Below are 24,076 nucleotides of genomic sequence, written 5' to 3'. Positions count from 1 at the left end.
AAGCTTAACGATTTCATCGAACTCAAAGAAATTGGGGGAAAATCTTTATGACCGATTTTGAAGCAAAGCTCTCCAAATACGCCGACCTGGCCATCAAAATAGGCGTAAATGTGCAGCCCGGACAGGCGCTGGTCGTGAATGCGCCCATCGTCGCGGCAGAATTCGTCCGGTTGATTGCGGCCAAGGCATATGAAGCGGGTGCCAGCCAGGTTAAAGTGAACTGGAACGACGAGCGCATCACGCGGCTGATGTTCGAACATGCCGCCCCGGAGGTGTTTACTAAAGCTCCGACCTGGTATGCCGGCGAGATTACCGAGTTTGCCGAGAACGGCGCGGCTGTACTGTCGGTCATCGCCGAAGACCCGGATGCGCTGAAAGGCATCGAACAGGCCCGGATCGCGAACTATCACAAGACTCGGGGAGCGGCCCTGACCAAATACCGCGAGTATGTCATGTCCGATAAAATCAGCTGGAGTATCGTAGCCATACCTTCGCAGGCTTGGGCCGACAAGGTGTTCCCCGATGTACCTGCGGAAGAGCGGATTGACAAGCTGTGGGAAGCCATTTTCCACACTGTGCGTCTTGACCAGGAAGACCCGGTAGCCGCCTGGCAGGACCATCTGGACACGTTGGAAGCTAAAGCGGCCGTGCTGAACGCTAAGAAATATAAAAAGCTGCGTTACGCCGCACCGGGTACGGATCTAACCATTGAGTTGCCTGAAGGCCACCTGTGGGCGCAGGGCGACAGCATTAACGCCCAGGGCCATACCTTTGTGGCCAATATGCCGACCGAAGAAGTATTTACCGCTCCGCTGAAAACGGGCGTCAACGGTACCGTCCGCAGCACGAAACCGCTCAGTTATGGCGGTAACATTATCGACGGCTTCTCTCTCACCTTCGAGAACGGAAAAATTGTCTCGGTTTCCGCAGAAAAGGGACAGGAAACGCTTGAGCATTTGATCAGCCTGGACGAAGGGGCAAAATATTTGGGCGAGGTGGCGCTTGTTCCCTATCATTCCCCGATTTCGGAGTCGAATATTTTGTATTACAACACGCTGTTTGACGAAAATGCTTCGAATCATCTTGCGATCGGAACCGCCTACGCTTTCTGTCTGGAAGGCGGCAAGAGCATGACGCAGGAAGAACTGAAAGAGCGCGGTCTTAACACGAGCGTTACGCATGTCGATTTTATGATCGGATCGGCTGAGATGAATATCTACGGCGTGACAGGGGACGGAACGGAAGAACCGGTATTCTTGAACGGAAACTGGGCGTTTTAATCGAAGGAGGGTCGGGATTTGGATTTCAATCAAAAGCTGGAGAATTATGCGCTCCTTGCCGTAAAGATCGGCGTCAACATTCAGCCCGGGCAAACGCTTGTCGTCAACGCGGATATCGCAGCGGCCGAGCTGGTTCGCCTGGTCGTACGCAAAGCTTACGAGGCCGGAGCGAAGTTCGTCAAGGTGAACTATTCGGATGAGGCCGTAACGAGAACGCGCTACGATCTCGCCCCGGAGGAGTCGTTCTCGGAACCTCCGAAACGGTTCGCAGAAGAGATGGAGGAGCTTGCGCGGAACAACGCCTGCTTTCTGACCATTATCTCGGCCGATCCGGATCTGCTGAAAGGTGTCGATCCGAAGCGGATCTCCCTTAATCAGCGAGTTACGGCTGAGGCGATGGCGGGCTACCGCCAGCTGCTGATGAGCAACCAGGCGAGCTGGAGCGGCGTCGCTTATCCTTCGGCCTCCTGGGCGGCCAAAGTATTCCCGGATGCGCCGGAAGAAGATCGCATCCCGCTGCTGTGGGACGCGATCTTCAGCGCTGTTCGCGCGGACGCGGAGGACCCGCTCGAAGCCTGGCGGCAGCATCTGGGTGAACTGAAGCGCCGCTGCGACAAGCTGAATGAGCGCAAGTACCGCAAGCTGCATTTCACGGCGCCGGGCACCGACCTGACTGTTGAGCTGCCGGAAGGCCATATTTGGTGCCAGGCCGGAGCAGTAAACGGCAAGGGCATTCCCTTTCTGGCCAACATCCCTACCGAGGAAGTGTTCACGGTTGCGCACCGCGACGGGACAAACGGCAAGGTCAGCAGCACGAAGCCGCTCAGTTATGCGGGAAGCGTCATTGACCGCTTTACCCTGACCTTCAAAGACGGCAAGGTTACGGACTATACCGCTGAGGTGGGACAGGACAAGCTGGCTGTGCTGTTCTCCATGGATGAAGGAGCCGCTTCACTTGGCGAAGTGGCGCTTGTCCCCCACCGTTCTCCGATTTCGGAAAGCGGCATTCTGTATTACACCACGCTGTATGACGAGAATGCGTCCTGTCACCTGGCGCTGGGAGCTTCGTATGCGTTCACTCTGGAAGGCGGTACATCGTTGACGAAAGAACAGCTAGCCGAACGCGGTATGAACCAAAGCCTGATTCACGTCGATTTCATGATGGGCTCCCCGGAAATGGATATCGACGGCATTACGGATGACGGCACGGCCGAACCGATTTTCCGTGGTGGCGGATGGGCGTAAGTTAAAGCTTTTGCCATTTAAATATGATGAAAACCCCGGGAACTCCTACAATTGGAGATCCGGGGTATTTGCATTAAATAATGTTCGGGGCGCCTTCCCTTCATCAAGTTGAGTAAGCGACCAATATTTCAAATTTTGTTCAATTTATAGACACAAAAATGTTGATTTTAGTTCACAAAAATGTCACAATGAAAATGTGGGATTCAATATCCAAGGAGGCGATTCAAATGATGAAAGATCCGTACTCCAACGAGGCTGAACGGATTGAAGAGGAAGATCATGATGGCGAGCCGTTGTATGACAAGCGCATCGATGCGGCCAACGCTATCAAGTACACCGCTTACGTCATGCTCTTCCTGGGTTTTCTCTATTTCCTGGTTGCCTTTATTCTCCCAATGTTCGAGTGACGGAAATTCTTTTAAATATCCTAAAGAAAGCGATTACGGCCAGTCCCGATCCTCTTTAGCGAGGTGCGGAGCCAGCCGTTTTTTGTTGTGTGGGCATAGAGACTATGCCCAGCACTTATGAATCCATGCCATAGCGTCCGGCGTCCACACCGGTTCCATCCGGGCCTTCAGCCATAGAACGGCTTCCTCCCTTGTTCCGGGAAAAGGTTCGATTCCGGTCCCGCGCATCCAATGTCCGGCCGTCTCGAATGATGTGCTGTTCCAGCCGTTTTTCGCTCCATCGGCGTTTAGCCTCTGCTGTACCCCCGAAATGACGATATCCGCGCTTCCCTGCAGCTCGTTCAAGGCGTTGTCAAAAGCGGTCTTCTTTTCTTTGGCCTTCATCCCAGCCTCCGCCCGAAGCTGACGCGTCTCTATGCCTTCATTATTCTCTATGATCTCCAGAATAACGTGCGCCTCCCTGCTGGCCAGACCGCTGCTATAACGCTCCCTGAACGTCCGCACATTTCCCAATACGGCAGAAAAATAAGGAAACCATTCTCTGTCAACGAGCACGGCTTTCTTCTTAAGAAACTTCCCGTACGCTGCCAGACCTTCTGCCGGAAACCGTACACGCCACTTCCATGGATCGAGTTCCGTATCGGTGTGCCAATCTTCTTCTTTGGTCAGACTCTTGAGCGAAGGGTGATCCGGGATAAGCGGCGCAAGCGGCAGAATCCCGATTTGTGATATAAGTTTCGCGGCATCTTCAAAAGTAAAGGACGCCGGTGCTGCTTCAAATACCATGCTGCATTTCTCCTCCTTCATCAGCTTTCATTGTTCCCGGAACCGGTCAATCCCTGCCAGGAAAGCGCTAAGGGTCGCTGACAGGCTTTCGCTAACGTCAAGGGGAATGCCGAACCCTCCCTTTTGCTCCAGCGATGCGAACCCGTGCAAAATGCTGCGAAACCCTCTTACCGCATGCAGTTCACCATTTGGCCCCAGTTGATAAGGTTTCAGAACAGCCACAATCAGATTCAGCAGGCGCTCCCCTTCCTCGATAAGCTCCGCATGCTCCTCATCCGGGGCTTGTAGAGTCACCTCATACAAACCCGGATGCTGCTTGGCAAATTCGGCGTAGCCTTTTCCCATGGCCAGCACCGCCTCATTGCCGCTTAAACCGAGCGACGTAGAAGCTAGAGCCTCATAAAGCAGTTTCACACCGTGGACTGCAAGCAGGGTCCTTAGACCGGCCTGTCCGTTAATGTGATTATACAATGAAGGAGGGCGAACACCCAGCTTGGCGGCAAGAGCCGCCAGCGTCACCCCTTCCATTCCGTGCTCGTCGGCAATTTGCGCGGCCGCCGTTACTATTTTGCCGCGGCCAAGTCCCGCTCTTGGCGACATGACTTATCCTCCGTTCCTGTTATGAAATTACGAAATGAGACCTTGCGGTTTAAGTTCTGCTTCAGCCTTCGCAATCGCTGCGCTTAACCGTTCACCGGGCTGCTTCAGCAGGTTCCCGTGCCCGACTGCCAGAAGCGATGGTTTCAGCTGCGCAATTTTAATAGCGCTCTCCAGAGCGGCTTCTTTGTTCCAGGTGGCCATGGCCGGAAACGGGAACAACGGAATGACTGTTCCGGATACCGCGGCACCGCGAAAGGTCTGAAACGCATCACCCGCGAACACCGTACCGCTCCGCCGGTCGAGGAAAGACATCGACCCCGGCGTATGGCCCGGTGTGAGAATGGCTGTCAGCGAACCGATCTGGTCGCCATCGTGAAGCAAATGATCAGGAACGCTGGTGATGTTCTTCGGAACCCCGCCGCGGACAGGCGTTGGCGGTTCGCCCGGACGCAGCGAGCTGTCGCCGCGCAGCAGCGCCGAGTCTCTCTCCGAAATATACAGCTCGGCTTCAGGCAGCTGTTTCTTTAAAGCATCAAGCGCGCCGACATGATCGCCGTGCGCATGAGTCAGCACAATCCGGGCAAGCGGCTTGCCGAGCGATTGGACGGTGCTTAGAATGCCGTTCAGGCTGAAAGGCATTCCCGCATCAATCAGGGTAAGGTCTTTGTCTTCCTCCACAAGATAACAGTTTACCGGAAAGAGGCGCGGCATCCAAGTCAGTTGAAGCATCCAGCTATCACGCGTAATTCTCATTGTCTTCCCTCCAAACTAATGTTATTAGTTATAATATAAACTAATGGTATTAGTTTTTCAATCCCTATTTATTTTTTCGGGGAGATTAATTTTCGCTGAACGCAAAAAACCGGAATCCCCTCTTCTTAACCAGAAGCGGTTGACCCCGGCGGGTGACCTGAACAGTCAGGAGTATGAATCTTACAAGTGTGAACTCAGCCAAAACGGCCCATGATATATTCCTGGGTCATCGAATTATCCGGATTGGTGAATACCTTCTCCGTCAGCCCGTATTCAATCAACTGACCGAGATAAAAGTATGCCGTGTAATCGGAAATCCGCGCCGCCTGCTGCATGTTGTGGGTAACAATAACGATGCGCAGCTCCTCTTTCAGTTCCTTGATCAGCTCTTCAATCTTGCCGGTGGAAACCGGGTCAAGCGCCGATGCGGGTTCGTCCAGCAGAAGAATTCGCGGATTGACCGACAGTGCCCGAGCGATACAGAGACGCTGCTGCTGGCCGCCGGAGAGCGCCAGGGCGGAATCCTTCAGACGGTCCTTAACCTCGTCCCACAAAGCTGCGCGGCGGAGACTGCTCTCGACAATCTCGTCGAGCGCTTTCTTACCCTTCACCCCGTGATATCTGGGTCCGAAAGCGATGTTGTCGTAGATCGATTTGTAAAACGGATTCGGCTTCTGCCAGACCATGCCGATTTTCTGGCGCAGCTTGATGACATCGGTGCCGGAGGCGTTAATGTCCACCCCGTCGATCCAAATGCTGCCTTTGGTTGTCGACCCGGAAATTTCATCGTTCATCCGGTTGAGCGACCGGAGAAAGGTCGATTTGCCGCAGCCCGAAGGGCCGATCAGCGCCGTAACCGACTTCTCCGGGAAAGGCAGGCTGATGCCTTTGACGGCTTCATACGTGCCGTAGAAAATGCTTAAATTTTCGGTGCGGAAATTCTTCTCTACCTTCGATTCCTGTAAAACATGCGGTGCCGTAAGTGTCGCTTCCATGTTTCTACTCCTCCACTCTAATTCATTCTTCGCGATGCGGTTAGCTTCCGGTAGATCAATCGGCCCATGTAGCGGGCGACCAGGTTAAAGATCAGTACCGTAATGACCAGGACGGCAGACGCTCCGGCGGCAATCTGTACCGCATCAGGCGCAAGACCTTCGCTATTGATCTTCCAAATGTGTACAGCCAGCGTCTCGGCCGGGCGGAACGGGTTCAGCGGAGAAGACGGGCTCAGCGGATTCCAGTCGTTAAAATTCAGCCGAGGGCTGCTCATGCCCGCCGTGAACATCAGGGCGGCGGCTTCGCCAAATACCCGGCCTGCGGACAGAATCGTTCCGGTTATTATCGCAGGCAGCGCCACCGGGAACAGGACGGTGGTGACGATTTTCCATTTGGAGAGCCCGAGCGCGAATCCGGCTTCTTTCTGCTGAGCGGGAACGCTGCGGAACGCCTGCTCGGTGATCCGTACCATCAGCGGAAGATTGAATACGGTCAGGGCCAGCGCTCCCGATACGAGGGAGAAGCCAAGACCGAATATATTGACGATGAGCAGCAGGCCGAACAATCCGACGACAATCGACGGGAAGGAAGACAAGACTTCAACGATCAGACGGATAAATGCCGTAATTCTTCCCGGACGCGCATACTCGGCCATGAAAATGCCTGCTCCAAGCCCAAGCGGAACGGTAATCAGCAGTGTCAGGACAAGCAGGAACAGCGAGTTGAACAGCTGCGGGCCGATGCCTCCGCCGGTACGGATTTTTCTTGGAGCCGACGTAAGAAAGTCCCAGCTGATATGGCTTAAGCCTCTAAACAAAATGTAACCAAGCAAACCGGCCAGAACGGCTACGATCAAGAGAGCAAGGGTTACAATGACTGCGGTAGCGATTTTGTCCTTCGTTCTTGCTTTCATTAGATTGCCCTCCTTTTTTCCAGCAGGCGGACAATGAAGACGAACAAGAAGGTCATCAGCATGAGTACCAGCGCCATGCTCCAAAGCGAATTGTTCTGCGGCGATCCCATTGTAGTATTACCCATTCCCAATGTGATGACGCTCGTGAGCGTCGATGCCGACTCAAACAGCGATTTCGGTATAAACGGCGCGTTTCCGATGACCATCTGGACTGCAAGCGCCTCGCCGAAAGCGCGGGCCATGCCAAGAACGACGCCGGTCAGAATGGCAGGCAGCGTGGTTGGAATAATAACCCCGCTGATCGTCTGCCAGCGGGTCGCTCCAAGAGCAAAGGAGGATTCCTTCAAATTCCGCGGAAGCGCGGACAGCGCATCGACTGCTACGCTGGTGATCGTCGGCAGAATCATAACCGACAGCACGATCGAGCCGGCGGCCACGCCGATCCCTTGTCCGGGGAACACATCCCGCAAAAAAGGAACAATAACGCTGAGTCCCACAAAGCCGTAAACGACAGAAGGGATTCCGGACAGCAGCTCGATGACAGGCTGAAGGAGTTTTTTGCCCCATCCCGGAACGATTTCGGTCATGAACAGCGCGGCGCAAATGCTAAGGGGACTTGCGATCAGCGCGGCCAGGAGCGTCGTGATAAAAGACCCCGCGATGAAAGGCAGCGCTCCAAACGAAGGGGGACTCCCTTCCGGTGACCACTTCGTCCCGAAAAAGAAATCCGAAATACTGACTTTATCGACGACAAACGTTGAAACTCCTTTAGACATTACAAAATACACCATCGATATAATGGCGACAATCAGTAGAAGCACGCAAAAGGACATATAAGAACGTCCGATGAAGTCTTCGATATGATGTTTTTCAATACGCGACTTGTGATTCTGCGCGATTTTGTTGTTTTGCACTATCATGTAAGTCCCTTCTCTTTAAAGTGAAAAGAGAGGCAGAAGAACTCCGCCTCTGAATCTATAAGAATTGTATCGTTTATACCGGTTTATTTATTTGTTACGTTACCGGCAACGTCGCGGGAAACCTGCATCTTCGAGGCCGGAATGTAGCCCAGCTCGGTTACATCTCCATTTTGAACCTCGTCGGTCAAGAAGTAATCGAGGAACGCTTTAACCGCTTCAGTCGGTTCGCCGTTCGTGTACATATGCTCGTATGCCCAGACCGGATATTTACCGCTGATTACATTGTCCACGGAAGGATCAACGCTGTCGTATTTCAATGTTTTAACCGATTCGTCGAGGTAAGACAGAGCCAGGTATCCGATTGCTCCCGGTGTTTCGGCTACGATCTTCTTAACGGTACCCGAGGAATCTTCCTGGATCGAACCCGGAAGGTCTTCCGTCTTGGTTCCCAGTGCAAACTTCTCGAATGTAGCGCGTGTTCCGGAGCTTGCCGGACGGTTGATGATCTGGATTTTTTGATCCGCGCCGCCTACTTCTTTCCAGTTGGTGACTTTGCCGGTGAAAATATCAACCAGCTGTTGTTTCGTCAGATTGTCAACGCCTGCAGCCGGATTGGTGACTGCCGCAATCGCAACTACTGCCACTTGATGATCGACAAGCGCCTTCGCTTTTTCAGCATCCGCATCTTTCAATTTCTCTTCCGCGAATACGTCGGAGTTACCGATATCGACTTGTTTTTCCGCAACTTGTGTGAGGCCTGTACCGCTGCCGCCGCCTTGAACCTGAATGTCCAGGCCAGCGTGCTGCTCCATGAATTTCTCGGCAACCTGCTCAACCAGCGGCTGAAGAGCCGTGGAACCGGATGCCAGAATCGAACCGCTCAGTTCTGCGCCGGTGTTTGTTTCTGTAGGCGCGCTGCTAGCCCCGGCGTTGCCGCCGTTGCCCGAATTGTTTCCCCCGTTATTTCCGCATGCCGAAAGTGCCAATACGCTAGTTAATGCAAGTGCCAAAAACCAGGATTTTCTAGAGCGCATTATTGTTTGTCTCCTCCTACAAATGGTGTCTTATTTAGGCTCGTTCGCCCTAACATGATTAATTGTAAAATCTGTACGTAAGTTAAACCACCGACTTGTGTAAACGGAAAGATAAAAAAAGAAATAAAATATGTATAACAATATAGAGATATTCTATAATAGATAGAGAGAATTGTTGAAAAGCCCGGTTTATACGGAGGAATCCCATGAATATTTTAAAATTGCAAATTGTTGTTCTTATTGAAAAATATAAAAAAGTTACCGACGTCGCCTCCGAGCTAGGGCTCAAGCAGCCGACAGTGTCGTTTCATATGAAATCGCTAGAGAGTGAGCTAGGTACCCCGCTGTTCCAAAGCCGGAGCGGACGTGTGCTGCTGACCGAAGCCGGACTTGCGCTGCACCCCTATGCCGTCCGTATTGTCGCGCTGGCATCGGAGGCCGAACGAAGCGTCAAACAGACCGTTTCCCGCTCAAAGGTCAAGCTGGACATCGGTGCTTCGCAGGTCCCGGCGGCTTATTTGCTGCCAGCTGTATTGGCCGGACTGGTGCGAAAGTATCCGGAAATCGAAATCAGCGTATCGGAAGCCGGTGAACCTAGTCTGCGCGAACGGCTGCGAACCCGCGAGCTCGGTCTTGGCGTTCTGCACACCGGCGGGCAGGCGGACGAATCTTTACATTTGAAAAAGATCGCTGACGATGAAGCTGTGCTTATCTTTCCTTCAGATCACCCTTTTATATACAAGGATGATCTCGCACCGGATGAAATTGCCCGGGAACCCTGGATTCAGCATGCCCAAGGCAGCCGTCTGCGGGAATTCGCCGACAGCTGGGCCGAATTGAACGGCCTGCACTTATGGAACAAGATGGAGCTTCAAAGCTCAGAGGCCGTCAAAAGATCGGTCGTTCAAGGCCATGCGGTCGCTGTTTTTTCCAAAATCGGCATAGCAGCGGAGCTGGAGTCGGGGAGCCTGGGGTATCGACAGCTTCCGGGGATCATGCCGGAGCGCGGCGGTTTCTATATGGCCTGGCGTAAGGGCCACGCCCTGACGGAAATACAGCAGGCTTTTGCAGACAGTCTGGAGTCCGAATTTCATTCTATTTATTAGCATACGGGAGGTTCATATTTATATGGAGCTTTATCATTTCAGTAAAGACAGCGGTAAAAAGATTACCCAATTCAACTCCGACTTCACAATGTCGCGCATTGTACAAACGGATAAGCCGGCTCATATTGGATGTATGCACTTAGAGGAAAACGGTGTTGTCGGTTACCACCAAGCTGTAGTGCCCCAGCTGCTTATCATAATAAAAGGTGAAGGAGATGTGAGAAGCAAGGACGAAGAATATATTAAGGTGCAGGCTGGAGACGCTGTCTTTTGGGGAAAAGGCGAATGGCATGAAACAAAGACCGCTTCAGGACTGACCGCCATCGTCATCGAGAGCGATGAATTAAAGCCGTCCTTGTTTATGCGTAAGAAGTTAAATTGACAGGAAGACAAAAAAGTGCCAGGGCGGCAGTTGCCCGGCACTTTTTTACACTTAGCAATCAGTTTCACATCGGCTTCTCTGCAACTAGTACAAATGTCTTCGGGATGCCCTTGTCGAACACCTCCGAGGACAAATTCGGCTCTTCGATCAGCTTCCTGATCCGGAAGCTGCTGTCAGCCGCTGCGGTCACAATTTCGCCGAGGGTCCATTTGCGCCAGTACACGATACCCGTCTGTTCCCGGCTCTCTCCGCCTTCCGGCGAATACTTGGCATACGACACCCGCTTTTCCTCAAGCGTTGAATCGAAGTAATCCCCGGTGACTTTATGCTTGCGGATTTTGGCCGTCGAGCCTTTGGAGGAGATCAGCTTCGTCGAGACGGGATGGAAATCCCGCAAAATAAACGTTTCACCCGGTGCCAGCAGTGAATAGGCCGTATCCATGAAAGGCTTCAGGTCGGTAAAATAATGGACGATCCCCTGCTCCGCAAAAACAATGTCATACGTTCCCCAAGCAGTGTCCCGAGGCAGATTCAAGACGTCTGAAACAACATAGTTCAGCCGGACTCCCGCCGCTTGCGCCAGCTCGGACGCATAACGCGCATTGCCTTCGGAGAAGTCGGCGACTGACACCTCCGCGCCGAGCAGGCCAAGAGCTACCGCCTTTACCCCGTTTGATCCCATCAGGTTCATAATTTTCTTGCCGCTTACTTCTCCAAAATGGGCCATAAGGGGTTGAAGCTTGGCGGCCGGATTATTGTGCAGCTTGAGCGCGGCTTCTTGGGGTGGACCGAACCTGCTTGTCCAAGCGCTGTATGTATCCTCATTCCACAGTTCTTCGCTGATGGAGGAGGTTACCGCTGTAACGGGTTTATGATCATCCGTATGATTGTCATGCATAGTGTAAAAGCTCCTTTAACTCATTCTTAAGTGGTGCCAATCGGAATTTTCAGCGATCAAGAAGCGTTTTCCGGCAGTACCTGAGCTTCCTGCATATAGCTGCGTTGCCGTTCTTCTTCTCTGGTTGCTATCCGGGCGCCAACATACAAATAACATGCGAGACCGCCGAGCACCAGCACGCCGCCGCCCCATTGCAGTCCGGTCAGCCGTTCGCCAAGCAGCAAATAGGCCAGGATACTCGCTCCGACCGGTTCACCAAGAATGTTCATGGAGACGGTAGTGGCAGAGGTGTATTGGAGGAGCCAGTTAAACAAAATATGCCCAAATACGGTCGGCACAACAGCCAGCAGCGCGAAAATACCCCACTCCTTAGGCGGATAGTCGAAAAAGGCGGTGCCGGTTGCCAAATTGTACAATGCAAACACGGCGCCGGCGATGATAAATACAATCAGGCTGTAGAGATAAGACGGCATTCGGGCGACCAGCTTTTTGCCGATCATCAGATGGACGGCTACCGCCGCGGTCCCAAAAATGGAAAGCAAGTCCCCCTTAAGGTTGTCTTGCGACAGTCCGATGTCTCCCCAGCCGATGAATACGACGCCGATAATCGCCACGCCAAGACCGGCTACCGCCGAAACGGAGCTGCGCTCCTTATATAGAAGAAACGAGCCAATCATTATGAAAACGGGTTCAAGCGCCATAATCATCGTAGAACTGGCGACCGAAGTGAATTCAAGCGAACCCATCCACAGTAAAAAATGCAGCGCCAGCATGAATCCCGAGGCTGCCAGCAGCAGCCAGTCATTTAGCCGCAGCTTCACTAGCGCACCGCTGTACGGTCGGACGAACGGGGCCATCAGTAGCGAGGTGAACAGCAGGCGGTACATCGCCTGTACAGAAGCCGGCGCCGAGGACCATTTGATAAAAATGGCCGAGAACGAGATGGCGATAATCCCGATCAGCATAAGCAATGCGACGGGGACCGGCGGTTTTTTGGTAGTCATGAATCGGTCTTCCTTTCCGTGTGCGTCGATGGGTTAAAAAAGCTGCTTTCTTAATGTAACGCAGACGGCAAAAAAAATCAGCCTTTTTATAAAAAATCGGCCTTTTTCAGAATGTAATCTCGCCAGCCGGTTTGAGCGTGACGACGCGTCCTCCGAGCACTGCGTTATGGTGGCGAACAATTTCTTCACCGGTAAGCTGTCCGTTGTCAAATGTGCTATGGGCATCCTCCGCCAGAATTGAAGAGTAACCGAGGCTGTACGCCCGGCGGCATGTCGTATCGACGCAGTACTCGGTTTGCATGCCTGCGAAGACCAGATTGGTGATTCCTTCACGCTCCAGTTCTTCCCTAAGTCCGGTAAGATGGAAGGCGTCCCACGTCGGCTTCTCAATAATCTTTTCCCCGGGCAGCGGCGTGACGCGGGAGCTGATCTGCCATGTCGGTACTCCTTTGGTATACTCCTGATCCTCGGTATGCTGAATAAAGATCACTGGCGTGCTGTTCCTCCGCGCCCGATCGAGCAGAGACACGATTCGCTCCATCACACCTTCTTCGTCATGCAGCTTCATTCCCGGATAGGAAAACATCGCCTCCTGCACGTCAATCAGAATGAAAGCCGTCCGCTGGTTTGCCATTTTTAGTGCCCCTTTCAGCTTGATCTAGTTATCCAAGAGTATACCAGAAATAGAGATATCCAAGTATTGGCTTTGTGATACACTGGAGAAATCAATCTGAAGCAAGGAGTGAGCCTCTTGAAGAAAATTCTGGTGCTCGGCGGAACGCGTTTTTTTGGCAAAAGGCTGGTAGAGCTGCTTTTGGAGGACCCCGAAAATGACGTTGTAATTCTGACGCGGGGAACGACGGTTGACCCTTTTGGAGACCGGCTTCGCCGCATCCATGCGGACCGCACCCATCCGGATGAACTTGCCGCAGCGATAGGGAATCAAATGTGGGACGTTGTCTATGACAATATTTGTTATTCGCCGGATGAAGCCATGGCCGCCTGCCGCATTTTTAATAATAAAACAAATCGGTATATTCTGACTTCCAGTCAGTCTGTTTACGATCCAAGCCCGGAAATATTGAGAGAAGACAGGTTTGATCCCGGAGCTTATCCGATTCAGGGGGGCGGTAAGGTAGATCTCCCGTATTCGGAGGCAAAACGGCAGGCTGAAGCGGTATTCTTGCAGCAAGCTGCGTTTCCGGTAGCCGCTGTCCGGTTTCCGATCGTACTCGGCGTTGATGATTATACGAGACGATTACATTTTCACATCGAGCATGTACGGCAGGGAGAGCCGATAGGCATTCCAAATCCTGAAGCGCGGATCTCCTTCATCCGCTCGGATGAGGCCGCCAATATTATGCTCTGGCTCGGGCGTTCATCATTAACCGGTCCGGTGAATGCTTGTTCTGACGGCTTCATAACGATTGGAGAGATGATCTCTCTCATTGAGCAGGCTGCCGGCCGACAGGCTGTGGTCCAAACAGGAACGGAGGATCGGCATATGTCTCCATTTGGCATCGGGCAGTCCTGGTACATGGATACAGCAAAAGCTCAGGCTGCCGGCTGCTCTTTTCTTTCCCTTTCGGATTGGCTTCCGGAATTAGTAACCGACCTTAACCGATCATATGCGGATCACCATATACGGACGCTATAAGGGAATTTGCACAGGAAAAAGCCCGCGCCTATCGCTGCCTTCATAAGGAAAGCGACAGACCGCGGGCTGTAAATTGCGGTTGCAGAATGTTACGGCAGTGTGGTACTGACTGTTGCGGGCAGTTTCAAGATGTCGTTATCGCGTCTCGGCGTTCTCCGAACGCCAATCGCATTGTTCTTTCATGTATTGGCACATCATTTGAAGAAGTTCTTTGATGACTACAGGCTTTTTGATGAAATCCGTCGCGCCGGCGGAAAGGCACTTCTCTCTGTCTTCCTTCATCGTCTTCGCGGAAACGGCAATGATCGGAAGCTCCGACAGGAGCAGCTCCTCACGAAGAATGGATAAGGTGTCGTAGCCGTCCAGCACCGGCATCATAATATCGAGAAGAACGATTCCGATTTCGGGATGTTCTCTGACGGTCTGAAGACATTCAAATCCGTTCTGCGCAGTCAGCACCTTCATATCGTACTTTTGCAGCGTCTTAGTCAGCGCGAAAATATTGCGGGAGTCGTCATCAACCACCAGCACGGTTTTACCGGCCAAGCACCGGTACTCGGCCGAGTTCAAGCTGTTGTCGATCCGCATTTCCGAATAACCGCTATCTGTAGCCCCTCCGACTTCAACTGCTGCCGCTGCTTCGGAGTTGAATAATTGGCTCTGCGGATCCCATGGTTCTTCCGTGCAAGGAAGATACAAAGTGAAAATACTGCCCTCATTCGGCTTACTCTTAAGCCCAAGATGTCCACCGAGCAGCTTTGTAAGCTGCTGGGAGATCGACAATCCGAGCCCTGTACCGCCGAATTTTCTCGCCGTTGAACCATCGGCCTGCTGGAAAGCTTCGAAAATCAGATTTCGCTTGTCCGAAGAAATTCCGATGCCGCTGTCTATAACGGAGAACGCCAGCACGGGCCCGGATGGATGATATCCGGCGGCCGAGAAGCTGTCGAGCTTGGATACTTCGAGCTTTACACTGCCCTTTTCCGTAAATTTAAACGCATTGGACAGCAGGTTTCGCAGAATTTGATGCAGCCGAAGCTCATCTGTGTAAAAGATATCAGGCACATTATCTTGAATATCGACAATGAACTCCAATTTCTTGGATTCCGCGGTCTTGCCGAAATAGCCGTCGAACAGGGAAGGAAATTCCGTCAGATTAACCGCGCTTGTTTCGATTTGCATTTTGCCTGCCTCGACCTTGGACAAATCCAGAATATCATTGATAATGGAAAGTAGATCGCTCCCCGAGGAATGAATGACCGATGCATAGGTTTGCTGCTCTTCCGTCAGATTGCCCCCCTGGTTTTCGGCCAAAATCTGCGAAAGCAGCAGCATGCTGTTAAGTGGAGTCCGCAGCTCATGCGACATATTGGCCAAAAACTCGGATTTGTAGCGGGAGCTTCTTTCCAATTCCTCGTTGAGCTCTTCCAGATCCGCTGCCGTATTCTCTGCGAATTGCTTTTGGGTTTCCAGCTTGCTGTTAACATTTATCAGTTCGTGGGTCTGTATCTGGAGCTCTTCAGACTGGGTCTGCAGCTCCTCGTTCATAGTCTGGGATTCCGAATAGAGCTGTTCAATCTGCATACGGGTCATAACCGAATTGACAGAGACGGCCAACAGATCGAGCATCTGCTTCAGCAGCGTAAAATGCTCCGGAGCCCATTTCATGAGCGAAGCGACCTCCACCACCGCAACCGTTCGGTTCTCGAATACAGCCGGCGCGATCACCGCCTGCCTTGGAGGAGTTCTTCCAAGACCCGAGCTGATGTGAATATAATCGCCGGGGAGTTCTTGAAGCTTCAGGACATTCTGGTCCAGCGCGCACTGTCCGACCAGGCCTTCGCCCATCATGACTTTTTCCCTGCCGATGTGTATATCCTCTTCGCCGCCCGCATAAGAACTGACCCGAACCAGACTATCGCCGTAGTTGCCTTGGGCAATATAAACCGCGCCATATTGGATTTCCAGCATGGTAGCCAGCTGGCTCAGGAACGTATCGCTTAAATCGGCAGGAGCCGTTTTCTCCTGAAGCTTAACCGACATGCGGGCTACCTGATCGCTGATCCGCTGCTCTCTTTCCACATTTTCCAGAAGACGGTTGGTCGCCATGGCGAGATCGTGGATCTCGTCTTTGGTCTTCACTTCAATTCGTCTCACCTTGCTGTTTCCATCGGCGATATGGTTGATGGCATCGATCACGTTCTTGAGCGTCTTGACGATCCCGCCGGAAATCAGAATGGAAGCGGCAATGGCGACCAGCGCGACCAGACTCCATAAAATATACATGGTAACAATCAGTTGGCTGTTGCGACTCTTAAGATTGGTGATCCGTTGTGATGTGATGGTTTTCTCAATATCGCGAAAATGCTTAGACTGCTTACGGATTTGATCGACAATCGATTTGCCGGTATCCGCCCGAAAATAGGCGCTTACCTCGGCATCGCGTCCTGCTTGCTTGAGATCAACGACGTATTGTCCTGATTTGACGATCCATGTTTCGATATTGGTTTTGATGTTGCTCAGATTATCCACCTGGCTAGAATTTCCCGAGATCATTGCATTTAGATCGGTATAATGGATCCGCCATTGCTCCAGCCCGTCGTAATATGGGGCAAGATAGGATTCATCACCTGTGAGCGCATACCCGCGTTGGCCGGTCTCCATATCGAGTACATTTTTTTCAATCTGAAAAGTAAGGGCGTTCACCTGCATATCATGTCCGCTCAGCATCACCGTTTCTTGTTCCAGTTCGGAGATCCGGCCCTGAACGATGACCAGAAACAGGCCGAGCAGAAACAGAATCATACTATAGCCAAGTGCAATTTTTCCACGGACTTTCAAATTCCATACACGATTATCCACAAAAAATACAACCTCCGTCCCGGTATCCGGCGGATTCACCGGTTAATTTGGCATACCTATTCCCGGAGGCTAAATGATTTCGGTTCGCATGACGCGTTCCTTGAGCTGACGGACGCCTGACTCAAGCCTCAAAATCGTCTCCTCGATCTCCTTCGGATCGATTCCGCGGACAACGGGGGGCGGGGCCTGCCTGCTTTCCTCTTTCAAATCACGCAGGGTAATCTGCTGCTCTTGCCATTTGTCCATCAAGTCGGCGATGGTTGCATAGAACCGCTCGTAATCCTTAATGACGCTGTCCAAAAACGTATCTACTTCCTCCGGATCGTATCCGCGCAGCTTCATGCCGAATTCTTTCTCATGAATGGTGAGTGCGTCAAGCGCGATTCCAAGCTGAGTGAACAATTTTCTCTGTTTGTCCAGCCTCCGCTTCATATGTTCATCCATCTTCCATTACCTCCAAATGTGGACTGCTCTCTTCCGGCCTTCTTATTATAGCAAGGTGAGAAGATGCTGAAAACAGACCGCAAGGACCGAAACCTTCCCATCCTTCTAAAAGTTATCTGCCACAGCTTTGTTTAATATGCCCAGGCAGCGGTCAAGATCCGTCTTTACCTGCTTTTTGTAAAGCTTTGCCTTCTCCGCTCCGTCCGAAGTGAAATGGTATAGAACGATTTCCTGAAAATCAACTTTGGGATCATTTCCCTTTAACTGCTTCGTTCGGTACAAAATCCCCTGCTGCACCAGTTCGTGAAGGGCGCGATATATTTCGCTCTGCGGAGGATTATACCCGTGATTTTTGAAGTCTCTGCGCAAATCTTCAAGCATTTGATAGCCATAGCCGTGATGCTTCTCCACCATCGTAATGAGATACAGCTTGATAAACGCCCTTTGGGCAATCATAAAAGCCATGAAAGACCTCCCTTTTTCAAAAAATACGGGTATCATATCTCTATATAATCACTGTTTCCCAAATTTCACAATATGATTTTGGGAAAATGCTCCTCCTTTTTTCCAATACAACGGGTGCGGGGAGAGAGTATTGATGGGATCTGTGAAAGGAATTGAGGGAGTTTTTTGCTTTTCTATTATGAATTTTTCATATGTTGTAATATTGTTAATAGTGGTTGACTTGAATAACGCAAAAAACCGCACTTCCCAGCTAAGGGGAAATGCGGTTTGATTAGTTTATTTTAGAGAGGTTACAACGGGTTCATACTAGAACTTGTCCCGTTTATTGACCTCCGGTTCGGTATCTGCGTTCATCGGCCCTCTGTTGCCCATCGCGTTGCCGACTCTTGTATCGTCCGTTACGATATCCGGATTGGTCGGACCTCTGTCCTGAAGCGGCGCATCACTACTGATCACCCGATCAGCCGACGACGATGAATACCGGGAAGCGTTCAACGAGCGGTTGCCGCGGAAAATGTCATGAATTTCGGTATCCCGGCCGTTGTCGTCCACCATCACCAGAATTTTGCCTTGGTCGACGTATCCTTCATACTCTCTTGCTTCGTCTTCCGGGATGCCAAGTCCGATCAGTCCTCCGACCAGTCCGCCTGCTCCCGCTCCCACCGCAGCACCTGTCAGTGCAGCCGCAATCGGTCCTGCTGCAATAATCGGGCCAATACCTGGAATGGCCAATGCGCCAATGCCGGCCAGCAGACCCGCTATGCCTCCGACCACTCCCCCGGTTGCAGCGCCTGTCGCGACTCCTTCCAGTCCTATGGTGTCCGTGTCATCAGTGATCGTATTCAGATCATCGCGATTCCTCGTTACCACTGAAATATCTTCATTGCGGAATCCTCTGGCCTGCAATTCCTTTATCGATTGGGTCGCCTCTCGTTCCGTATCGAAAATGCCTACAATTTTCTTTGTCACTTGAAGCCCTCCTTTGTCATGATGCTACGTTAGTTATTACCCTTCATGAGGGTTTCCAAACGAGATGAGTGAAAGTGGAGGAGTTTCAATCTGTTTCCAAAATTGCAGATTTTTCAAAATGAGGATACTCACCTGAAGCTAATGGACCGGCCGCGTGCGGTTGGTCGGAATGGCCTGAAGCGGGTCCTCCGGCCAGTAATGCTTGGGATACCGCCCTTTCAAATCTTTCTTGACCTCAAAATAACCGCTCTTCCAAAAGCTGGCCAGATCGGCGGTTACCTGTACCGGACGCCTCGCCGGGGACAGCAAGTGCAGCAGAACGGGGATTTTGCCTCCTCCCAGAGCCGGTGTCTCCTTCTGTCCGAACATTTCCTGCAGCTTTACCGCCAATACCGGTGTCGCTGGATCACTGTAATCCACGGCAATCCGGGAGCCGCTTGGCACCGCGATATGCGTAGGAGCCTCCCGGTCGAGCTCGCGTTTCCGCTCCCAAGCCAGCATCCCTTCCAGCGCATCGCGCAGCGAAAGACGCTGCACATCGCGAAGGCTTCGGCAGCCGATGAGGTAAGGCAGCAGCCATTCTTCCATGCTGGCAGTTAGCCCCTCATCGCTCATATCCGGCCAGTCCGGATCAAGCCGGTGCATGAATGCCATCCTCTCCCTCAGCTGAACGGTTCCCTTGTCCCAGGGAAGCAGCCGGAGACCTTCACCGGCAATTACCTCCATCAGGACCCTTGCAGCTTCCTCCGGCGAAGCCTGTTCATGCCCCGTCTCTTTAAGCACAAGCTCGCCGAGAATGACACGACGGCGGGATTTCACGCTCTTGCTCTCTTCGTCCCAGTACACTTCGGAGAGCTGGTTTAATTGATCCTCATGATGAGCCATCAGCTCTCTCTCCTGCACCGGAGCTGCCAGCATAATCCGGCTCTGCGTCCCCTTGTCGTCGACAGAGACGGCAACAATATATGGCTCGCGCGCAAGCTGCTGGCCCTCCCCCATCGCCGCGCCGCGGCCGCCGGACAGCAGGAAGGCTCCGCCGCCTCGGCGCTGTCCGATCCGGTCGGGATAGGCGAACGACAGGAGCAGGCCGCAGAGGTAAGGGTCTGCGGCCTCCGCCTCGGCCGATAGCGAATCGGCCGAAAGAGCGGCTTCGGGCGCAGCCGTCCGCAGCTGCGCCAGCAGTCCGCGGCTCGCGCGCGCAGCGGCGCGAAGAGCCGCGGGATCGCCTCCGCCCGCTTCGCGCCCGGCGGAGGCCTCGTACCGCAGCAGCGCCTCCACGCGGAGCGTGAGGTCGCAGCTGCCCGAGGCGGGACCGCGCATCGGGTCCCGCTCCTGCAGCAGCGCCGCCAGCCGGCAGGCGAGCGGCGCTGCGCCAAGCCCCGCCGCGCGCAGCAGCATGTGCGCGGCGCGCGGGTGCGTGCCGAGCGCCGCCAGACGCCGGCCGTGCGGGGTTATGGCGCCGGCGGCGCCCAATGCGCCAAGCCGGCGCAGCAGCGCCGTCGCCTGCGCGTACGGCGCTGGCGGCGGGGCGTCCAGCCAGCCGAGCTGGGCGGGGTCGCGCACGCCCCACAGCGCCAGCTCGAGCGCGAGGCCGGTGAGATCGGCCTCGAGGATCTCCGGCGCGTCGGCTTCGGGCAGCCGGTCATGCTCTTCCCGGCTCCAGAGCCGGTAACACACGCCCGGCGCCGTCCGTCCCGCACGGCCGCGCCGCTGATCCGCCGACGCCCTGGAGATCGGTAGCGTCTCCAGTCGCGGCATGCCGGTTCGCGGCGAGAACCGCTGCGTACGGCGCAGCCCGGAGTCAATGACGGTCCGCACGCCCTCGATCGTCAGGCTTGTCTCGGCGATCGAAGTCGCCAGCACGACTTTACGCCGGCCCTCCACAGCCGGCGCAACAGCCCGGTCCTGCTCGGCCTGCGGAAGCTGTCCATACAGCGGGCGGATTTCCGTGTTGCCCGGAAGCTGGCCGGACAGCAGCTCCGACTCCACCCGGCGGATCTCCCTTTCGCCGGGAAGAAACAGCAGAATGTCTCCGGGCTGCTCGGCGAGCGCTCGCCGGACCGCGTTTCCCGCAGCCTTTTCAAGTGGGAGTGTCTTTGCCGGCGGCGTATAGATCGTCTCAACGGGATAAGTTCTTCCCGGACAACGGATAACCGGTGCTGCGCCAAGCAGTTCCGACACCTTCTCTCCGTCAAGTGTGGCGGACATGACGAGAAGCTTCAAATCCTCGCGCAGAACGGCCTGCGATTCCAGAGAGAGCGCAAGGCCCAGATCCGCATTCAGACTTCGTTCGTGATACTCGTCGAAAATCACGAGGCCGGTGTCGCCAAGCGAAGGGTCGTCCTGAAGCATCCGTGTCAGCACCCCCTCGGTAACGACGATGATGCGGGTATTCGGTCCCGTCTTGCTGTCCAGCCGCATCCGGTAGCCAACGGTCTGGCCCGCCTGTTCCCCCAGAACGGACGCCATATAGACCGCAGCCGCCCTGGCGGCCAGCCTTCTCGGTTCCAGCATCAGCATCGTTTTGCCCTTCATCCAGGGTTCATTCAGCAGCGCCAGCGGGACCGCTGTTGTCTTGCCCGCTCCCGGCTCCGCAATAAGAACGGCGGAGGAAGTCTCCGCAAGGATATGTTTAAGCTCAGGCATGACCTGCATAATTGGCAGTGTACTCATATAAATCTCTCCGTCATCAAAGATAGGTAGTCAATATGGAATAAGGCGCGTCATTCAAATGATCCCGGCAAACATACAGCCGGACTGGAAATGGAAGGGATCGTGAATTACAATAACATATTGAATAGTAAAAATCCGGTTCATTCATAGATTCATTTGCATCATTTCCACTATAGTCATCATGGGCGAAACGTACGGAAAATTCAAGGGCGGGGGCTGCGCTTCGAGCAGAGGCCCGCCTTGTAATGTGAAACTCCCGCTTCGCACGTTATCCTATTATTGCACAATTAGGAGGGTTCTCCTTTGCTTCATCACCTGAACAACGCTCCCTACGGCAGCGACATTCGCGGCCGGTTCGCGCCATCGCCGTCCGGCTGCATGCACATCGGCAACGCCCTGGCCGCCCTGCTCGCCTGGCTGCAGATTCGCAGCCGGGACGGGATCTTCGTCCTCCGGATGGAGGACATTGACACCGCCCGCTGCCGGCCCGAATTTGCCCGGCAAATCATCAACGATCTCCGCTGGCTCGGACTCGATTGGGACGAAGGACCCGACGTCGGCGGCCCCTATGGACCTTATGTCCAAAGCGAGCGCCTGAAGCTGTACGAAGACGCGCTGAACCGGCTGCAGGCCGAAGGCAGGCTGTATTCCTGTTACTGCAGCCGCCATGATATTCTCGCCGCCGCCGCCGCTCCCCACGGCCTGGCTTCGGAAGGGCCGGTTTATCCAGGAACCTGCCGCAGCTTGTCCTCCGAGGAGGCGCACTGGCGTTCCATGACCAAGTCGCCTTCCCTCCGCTTCGCAGTGTCGTCCGGTGAAATTTCTTTCACCGACGGCGTTGCCGGGCATCGGGTGAGCAGCGCAGCCGCCGGAGGCGATTTCATCGTACGCCGCGCCGACGGGATCTTCTCGTACCAGCTTGCCGTCGTTGTGGACGACGCCCTGATGGGAATCACCGACGTACTACGAGGGGCCGATCTGCTCGATTCCACGCCCCGCCAGCTGATGCTCTTCGAAGCGCTGGGCTGGAAGCCGCCGCGCTACGCCCATGTCCCGCTTCTGATGGGCCCGGACGGGCGGCGGCTCGCCAAGCGTCATGGCGGAATTACCCTCGCCGAGCTGCGCGATGCGGGGGTAACCCCGCAGACGATAAACGGCTGGCTGGCCTGGGCGGCCGGACTGCTGCCCGAGCCTGAACAGGTCTCGCCGCAAGAGCTGCTTCCCTTATTCGAGCTGAACCGGATTTCCTGCAAGGACATCATTGTCACATCCGATATGCTGGGCCTCCTGCACCCTTCCCTGAAACAATAAACGGGATCCAGCTTCTAACTAGAAATGCTTGGACATAATAATAAATGCCCGGGCGCTCCATAAGCGAGCGTCCGGGCATTTTTACTTTTTTGCACGGCTCAGGGGCGGCCCTCATTTCAACCATCCCCGGCTGATTATTATTACTGAGTCATTTCCTACCCTTGATCCAGTCTTTTCCGAATTTGTTCACCGTACTGCGCAAAAGCAGCGCTTCCGTCAAGTCCCCGCTGCCGCAGAAGCTCTTCCAGCCTCAGCTTTTTCTCTGTCAGTCTGCGTCCGAGCTCGCGCTTCTCCCCCGCACCGCTGTGGCAGGCGGCCAGAAGATTTTCCAGAGTCGCGCATTCCGCCCGCAGCTGCAGCTCCTCCGGTAGAAGCCCGGCATTCTTCATGATCTTGAACGAGATTCGGAGATCATCGGGCACCCCCGACAAATCCTCCAGCTCCAGCGGCTTGCCATGGCCCGGCAAATTCCGGAATTCGCCTTTGCGCATCGCCTCTTCAATCCGCTGCTCGGCCAGCCAGGACATAATGGCCATTTCCACCGCCTCCTCGATCCAAATGTGTTGGTTTGAGTGCTTGGATTTATTTTAACACAGGAACCGCCGGTGATCAGCCAAAGATAAAATCAACGAGGGCATGGCACAACGTCACCCCTGCTATATTGTTCGTTCTCGTATAAATGTATGTAAAATAAAGATGTATGAAAAAAATAATAAACAATTGGATGTACATTTTGCCAAGATACCCGGCATAATTCAGATTCAGCACCGCCATTTGGAACGGAACGTGAGTTAAGGCAAAGAGCAAGCCCGTTGTGAGGATGGCCACTGACTTACTCGGAATGAGACCCATTATCCTCGTTTGGATGTAACCCCGGAAGATCAATTCCTCCGGCAGCGCGATCAGCGTCAAATAATACAGAAACCCCAGCACCGCCCCTCCATCCAGCGGCAGAGATTTGCCGTGAAAGATCCAGTTCATAAGGGGGACCCATCGGAAAGGCAAGACGGCAATGAGACCGATGAGAAGGGACAACCCGATTTTGGAACGTTTAATTCCGATCGAACTCCAGGTTTCTCCCCGCAGCTTCAAGATGATGAACAGCGGAGCCAGCTGCAGAACAACCGCCGGAAAAGTAAATGCCAATCTCATCCAGTCCTCATGGGGTATTGCAGTTGTTAACTGAACCATCCAATGGGAATTATAGATCAGCCCAAGCAGATAAAAAATCACATTCACATAAACAAAATACAACAGGGCTGTGATTCCCTCCCTTACTGTCGGCCTTCGAATCGTGCTGCATGTCAAATGGAAGGAAGTTACAAAATTTAATACTCTCAACATTGTCACCTCATGGGAAAAATAACAACC

Annotated in this window: 24 protein-coding genes; 7 read left to right on the top strand and 17 right to left on the bottom strand. The window is 53.6% G+C overall.

Features of this window, described 5'->3' with window-relative positions; translation table 11 throughout:
* The first annotated feature begins 47 nt into the window (after positions 1–47).
* The 3 genes from G5B47_RS16845 (at position 48) to G5B47_RS16835 (ending at position 2,932) form a co-directional block, all read left to right on the top strand.
* Complete coding sequence (locus tag G5B47_RS16845) at positions 48–1,280, top strand: aminopeptidase (protein WP_165100351.1); 1,233 nt, start codon at positions 48–50, stop codon at positions 1,278–1,280.
* Positions 1,281–1,298: 18 nt separating this feature from the next.
* Entirely contained in the window at positions 1,299–2,525 is a 1,227-nt protein-coding gene (locus G5B47_RS16840) for an aminopeptidase (protein WP_165100348.1), read from the top strand.
* A gap of 227 nt (positions 2,526–2,752) precedes the next feature.
* Entirely contained in the window at positions 2,753–2,932 is a 180-nt protein-coding gene (locus G5B47_RS16835) for a hypothetical protein (protein WP_165100346.1), read from the top strand.
* A gap of 102 nt (positions 2,933–3,034) precedes the next feature.
* Here G5B47_RS16835 and G5B47_RS16830 read toward each other — a convergent pair whose 3' ends face one another.
* The 7 genes from G5B47_RS16830 to G5B47_RS16800 form a co-directional block, all read right to left on the bottom strand.
* Positions 3,035–3,718, bottom strand: coding sequence for an AlkZ-related protein (locus G5B47_RS16830; RefSeq protein ID WP_165100344.1), 684 nt, complete (start codon positions 3,716–3,718; stop codon positions 3,035–3,037).
* A 27-nt stretch (positions 3,719–3,745) separates the two neighbouring features.
* Positions 3,746–4,318, bottom strand: a complete 573-nt coding sequence (locus G5B47_RS16825) for a TetR/AcrR family transcriptional regulator (RefSeq protein ID WP_165100341.1) — start codon at positions 4,316–4,318, stop codon at positions 3,746–3,748.
* A 27-nt stretch (positions 4,319–4,345) separates the two neighbouring features.
* Positions 4,346–5,071, bottom strand: coding sequence for an MBL fold metallo-hydrolase (locus G5B47_RS16820; RefSeq protein WP_165100338.1), 726 nt, complete (start codon positions 5,069–5,071; stop codon positions 4,346–4,348).
* 194 nt (positions 5,072–5,265) lie between these two features.
* The gene (pstB, locus tag G5B47_RS16815; RefSeq protein WP_025334863.1) at positions 5,266–6,066 is read right to left on the bottom strand and encodes a phosphate ABC transporter ATP-binding protein PstB; all 801 of its coding nucleotides are present in this window, start codon (positions 6,064–6,066) and stop codon (positions 5,266–5,268) included.
* A 17-nt stretch (positions 6,067–6,083) separates the two neighbouring features.
* Positions 6,084–6,980: a phosphate ABC transporter permease PstA gene (gene pstA, locus G5B47_RS16810; RefSeq protein ID WP_165100335.1), complete on the bottom strand. Its 897-nt coding sequence runs from the start codon at positions 6,978–6,980 to the stop codon at positions 6,084–6,086.
* The gene (gene pstC, locus G5B47_RS16805; RefSeq protein ID WP_165100332.1) at positions 6,980–7,900 is read right to left on the bottom strand and encodes a phosphate ABC transporter permease subunit PstC; all 921 of its coding nucleotides are present in this window, start codon (positions 7,898–7,900) and stop codon (positions 6,980–6,982) included. The genes pstA and pstC overlap by 1 nt, the downstream gene beginning before the upstream one ends.
* Before the next feature lie 83 nt (positions 7,901–7,983).
* Entirely contained in the window at positions 7,984–8,934 is a 951-nt protein-coding gene (locus G5B47_RS16800; RefSeq protein WP_165100329.1) for a phosphate ABC transporter substrate-binding protein, read from the bottom strand.
* Positions 8,935–9,140: 206 nt separating this feature from the next.
* Between G5B47_RS16800 and G5B47_RS16795 the strand changes: the two genes are divergently transcribed.
* Together G5B47_RS16795 and G5B47_RS16790 are read left to right on the top strand one after the other, a co-directional pair.
* Positions 9,141–10,040 (top strand): LysR family transcriptional regulator, encoded by a 900-nt coding sequence (locus tag G5B47_RS16795; protein WP_165100327.1) that lies wholly within the window; start codon positions 9,141–9,143, stop codon positions 10,038–10,040.
* Positions 10,041–10,062: 22 nt separating this feature from the next.
* On the top strand, positions 10,063–10,422 hold the full coding sequence (locus G5B47_RS16790) for a cupin domain-containing protein (RefSeq protein ID WP_165100324.1): 360 nt from the start codon (positions 10,063–10,065) through the stop codon (positions 10,420–10,422).
* Positions 10,423–10,486: 64 nt separating this feature from the next.
* Here G5B47_RS16790 and G5B47_RS16785 read toward each other — a convergent pair whose 3' ends face one another.
* The 3 genes from G5B47_RS16785 to G5B47_RS16775 form a co-directional block, all read right to left on the bottom strand.
* Positions 10,487–11,320 carry a class I SAM-dependent methyltransferase gene (locus G5B47_RS16785; RefSeq protein WP_165100321.1) on the bottom strand — a complete coding sequence of 278 codons (834 nt, stop codon included), beginning with the start codon at positions 11,318–11,320 and terminating at the stop codon, positions 10,487–10,489.
* A 56-nt stretch (positions 11,321–11,376) separates the two neighbouring features.
* Positions 11,377–12,324, bottom strand: a complete 948-nt coding sequence (locus tag G5B47_RS16780) for a DMT family transporter (RefSeq protein ID WP_165100318.1) — start codon at positions 12,322–12,324, stop codon at positions 11,377–11,379.
* A 106-nt stretch (positions 12,325–12,430) separates the two neighbouring features.
* On the bottom strand, positions 12,431–12,958 hold the full coding sequence (locus tag G5B47_RS16775; protein WP_165100315.1) for a cysteine hydrolase family protein: 528 nt from the start codon (positions 12,956–12,958) through the stop codon (positions 12,431–12,433).
* 117 nt (positions 12,959–13,075) lie between these two features.
* Here G5B47_RS16775 and G5B47_RS16770 point away from each other — a divergent pair, with 117 nt between their 5' ends.
* Positions 13,076–13,981 (top strand): NAD-dependent epimerase/dehydratase family protein, encoded by a 906-nt coding sequence (locus tag G5B47_RS16770; RefSeq protein WP_165100312.1) that lies wholly within the window; start codon positions 13,076–13,078, stop codon positions 13,979–13,981.
* A 135-nt stretch (positions 13,982–14,116) separates the two neighbouring features.
* On the opposite strand, the gene G5B47_RS16765 is transcribed toward G5B47_RS16770, so the two are convergent.
* From G5B47_RS16765 to hrpB, 5 genes are all read right to left on the bottom strand, one after another.
* Entirely contained in the window at positions 14,117–16,843 is a 2,727-nt protein-coding gene (locus tag G5B47_RS16765) for a CHASE3 domain-containing protein (protein WP_165100309.1), read from the bottom strand.
* 69 nt (positions 16,844–16,912) lie between these two features.
* Positions 16,913–17,287: a DivIVA domain-containing protein gene (locus G5B47_RS16760; protein ID WP_165100307.1), complete on the bottom strand. Its 375-nt coding sequence runs from the start codon at positions 17,285–17,287 to the stop codon at positions 16,913–16,915.
* A 105-nt stretch (positions 17,288–17,392) separates the two neighbouring features.
* Positions 17,393–17,752, bottom strand: a complete 360-nt coding sequence (locus tag G5B47_RS16755) for a helix-turn-helix transcriptional regulator (RefSeq protein ID WP_025334853.1) — start codon at positions 17,750–17,752, stop codon at positions 17,393–17,395.
* 306 nt (positions 17,753–18,058) lie between these two features.
* Positions 18,059–18,721: a general stress protein gene (locus tag G5B47_RS16750; RefSeq protein WP_165100304.1), complete on the bottom strand. Its 663-nt coding sequence runs from the start codon at positions 18,719–18,721 to the stop codon at positions 18,059–18,061.
* Positions 18,722–18,859: 138 nt separating this feature from the next.
* Positions 18,860–21,394 carry an ATP-dependent helicase HrpB gene (gene hrpB, locus G5B47_RS16745; protein WP_165100302.1) on the bottom strand — a complete coding sequence of 845 codons (2,535 nt, stop codon included), beginning with the start codon at positions 21,392–21,394 and terminating at the stop codon, positions 18,860–18,862.
* A 303-nt stretch (positions 21,395–21,697) separates the two neighbouring features.
* Between hrpB and gluQRS the strand changes: the two genes are divergently transcribed.
* The gene (gene gluQRS / locus G5B47_RS16740) at positions 21,698–22,705 is read left to right on the top strand and encodes a tRNA glutamyl-Q(34) synthetase GluQRS (RefSeq protein WP_268958509.1); all 1,008 of its coding nucleotides are present in this window, start codon (positions 21,698–21,700) and stop codon (positions 22,703–22,705) included.
* A gap of 155 nt (positions 22,706–22,860) precedes the next feature.
* Here gluQRS and G5B47_RS16735 read toward each other — a convergent pair whose 3' ends face one another.
* Positions 22,861–23,241 (bottom strand): DnaJ family domain-containing protein, encoded by a 381-nt coding sequence (locus tag G5B47_RS16735; RefSeq protein WP_165100299.1) that lies wholly within the window; start codon positions 23,239–23,241, stop codon positions 22,861–22,863.
* 73 nt (positions 23,242–23,314) lie between these two features.
* On the bottom strand, positions 23,315–24,049 hold the full coding sequence (locus G5B47_RS16730; protein WP_165100296.1) for a CPBP family intramembrane glutamic endopeptidase: 735 nt from the start codon (positions 24,047–24,049) through the stop codon (positions 23,315–23,317).
* Positions 24,050–24,076: the final 27 nt, after the last annotated feature.

Origin of the sequence: Paenibacillus apii (genome assembly GCF_011043685.1) — a bacterium.
GTDB classification, from domain to species: domain Bacteria; phylum Bacillota; class Bacilli; order Paenibacillales; family Paenibacillaceae; genus Paenibacillus_AQ; species Paenibacillus_AQ sabinae.
This window is presented reverse-complemented; position numbering and strand designations above follow the sequence as displayed.

Coding starts and splice junctions, on each gene's coding strand:
- G5B47_RS16845 (WP_165100351.1), top strand. CDS start 48: ATGACCGATTTTGAAGCAAAGCTCTCCAAATACGCCGACCTGGCCATC.
- G5B47_RS16835 (WP_165100346.1), top strand. CDS start 2,753: ATGATGAAAGATCCGTACTCCAACGAGGCTGAACGGATTGAAGAGGAA.
- G5B47_RS16830 (WP_165100344.1), bottom strand. CDS start 3,718: ATGGTATTTGAAGCAGCACCGGCGTCCTTTACTTTTGAAGATGCCGCG.
- G5B47_RS16825 (WP_165100341.1), bottom strand. CDS start 4,318: ATGTCGCCAAGAGCGGGACTTGGCCGCGGCAAAATAGTAACGGCGGCC.
- G5B47_RS16820 (WP_165100338.1), bottom strand. CDS start 5,071: ATGAGAATTACGCGTGATAGCTGGATGCTTCAACTGACTTGGATGCCG.
- pstB (WP_025334863.1), bottom strand. CDS start 6,066: ATGGAAGCGACACTTACGGCACCGCATGTTTTACAGGAATCGAAGGTA.
- pstA (WP_165100335.1), bottom strand. CDS start 6,980: ATGAAAGCAAGAACGAAGGACAAAATCGCTACCGCAGTCATTGTAACC.
- pstC (WP_165100332.1), bottom strand. CDS start 7,900: ATGATAGTGCAAAACAACAAAATCGCGCAGAATCACAAGTCGCGTATT.
- G5B47_RS16800 (WP_165100329.1), bottom strand. CDS start 8,934: ATGCGCTCTAGAAAATCCTGGTTTTTGGCACTTGCATTAACTAGCGTA.
- G5B47_RS16795 (WP_165100327.1), top strand. CDS start 9,141: ATGAATATTTTAAAATTGCAAATTGTTGTTCTTATTGAAAAATATAAA.
- G5B47_RS16790 (WP_165100324.1), top strand. CDS start 10,063: ATGGAGCTTTATCATTTCAGTAAAGACAGCGGTAAAAAGATTACCCAA.
- G5B47_RS16785 (WP_165100321.1), bottom strand. CDS start 11,320: ATGCATGACAATCATACGGATGATCATAAACCCGTTACAGCGGTAACC.
- G5B47_RS16780 (WP_165100318.1), bottom strand. CDS start 12,324: ATGACTACCAAAAAACCGCCGGTCCCCGTCGCATTGCTTATGCTGATC.
- G5B47_RS16775 (WP_165100315.1), bottom strand. CDS start 12,958: ATGGCAAACCAGCGGACGGCTTTCATTCTGATTGACGTGCAGGAGGCG.
- G5B47_RS16760 (WP_165100307.1), bottom strand. CDS start 17,287: ATGGATGAACATATGAAGCGGAGGCTGGACAAACAGAGAAAATTGTTC.
- G5B47_RS16755 (WP_025334853.1), bottom strand. CDS start 17,752: ATGGCTTTTATGATTGCCCAAAGGGCGTTTATCAAGCTGTATCTCATT.
- hrpB (WP_165100302.1), bottom strand. CDS start 21,394: ATGAGTACACTGCCAATTATGCAGGTCATGCCTGAGCTTAAACATATC.
- G5B47_RS16735 (WP_165100299.1), bottom strand. CDS start 23,241: ATGGCCATTATGTCCTGGCTGGCCGAGCAGCGGATTGAAGAGGCGATG.
- G5B47_RS16730 (WP_165100296.1), bottom strand. CDS start 24,049: ATGTTGAGAGTATTAAATTTTGTAACTTCCTTCCATTTGACATGCAGC.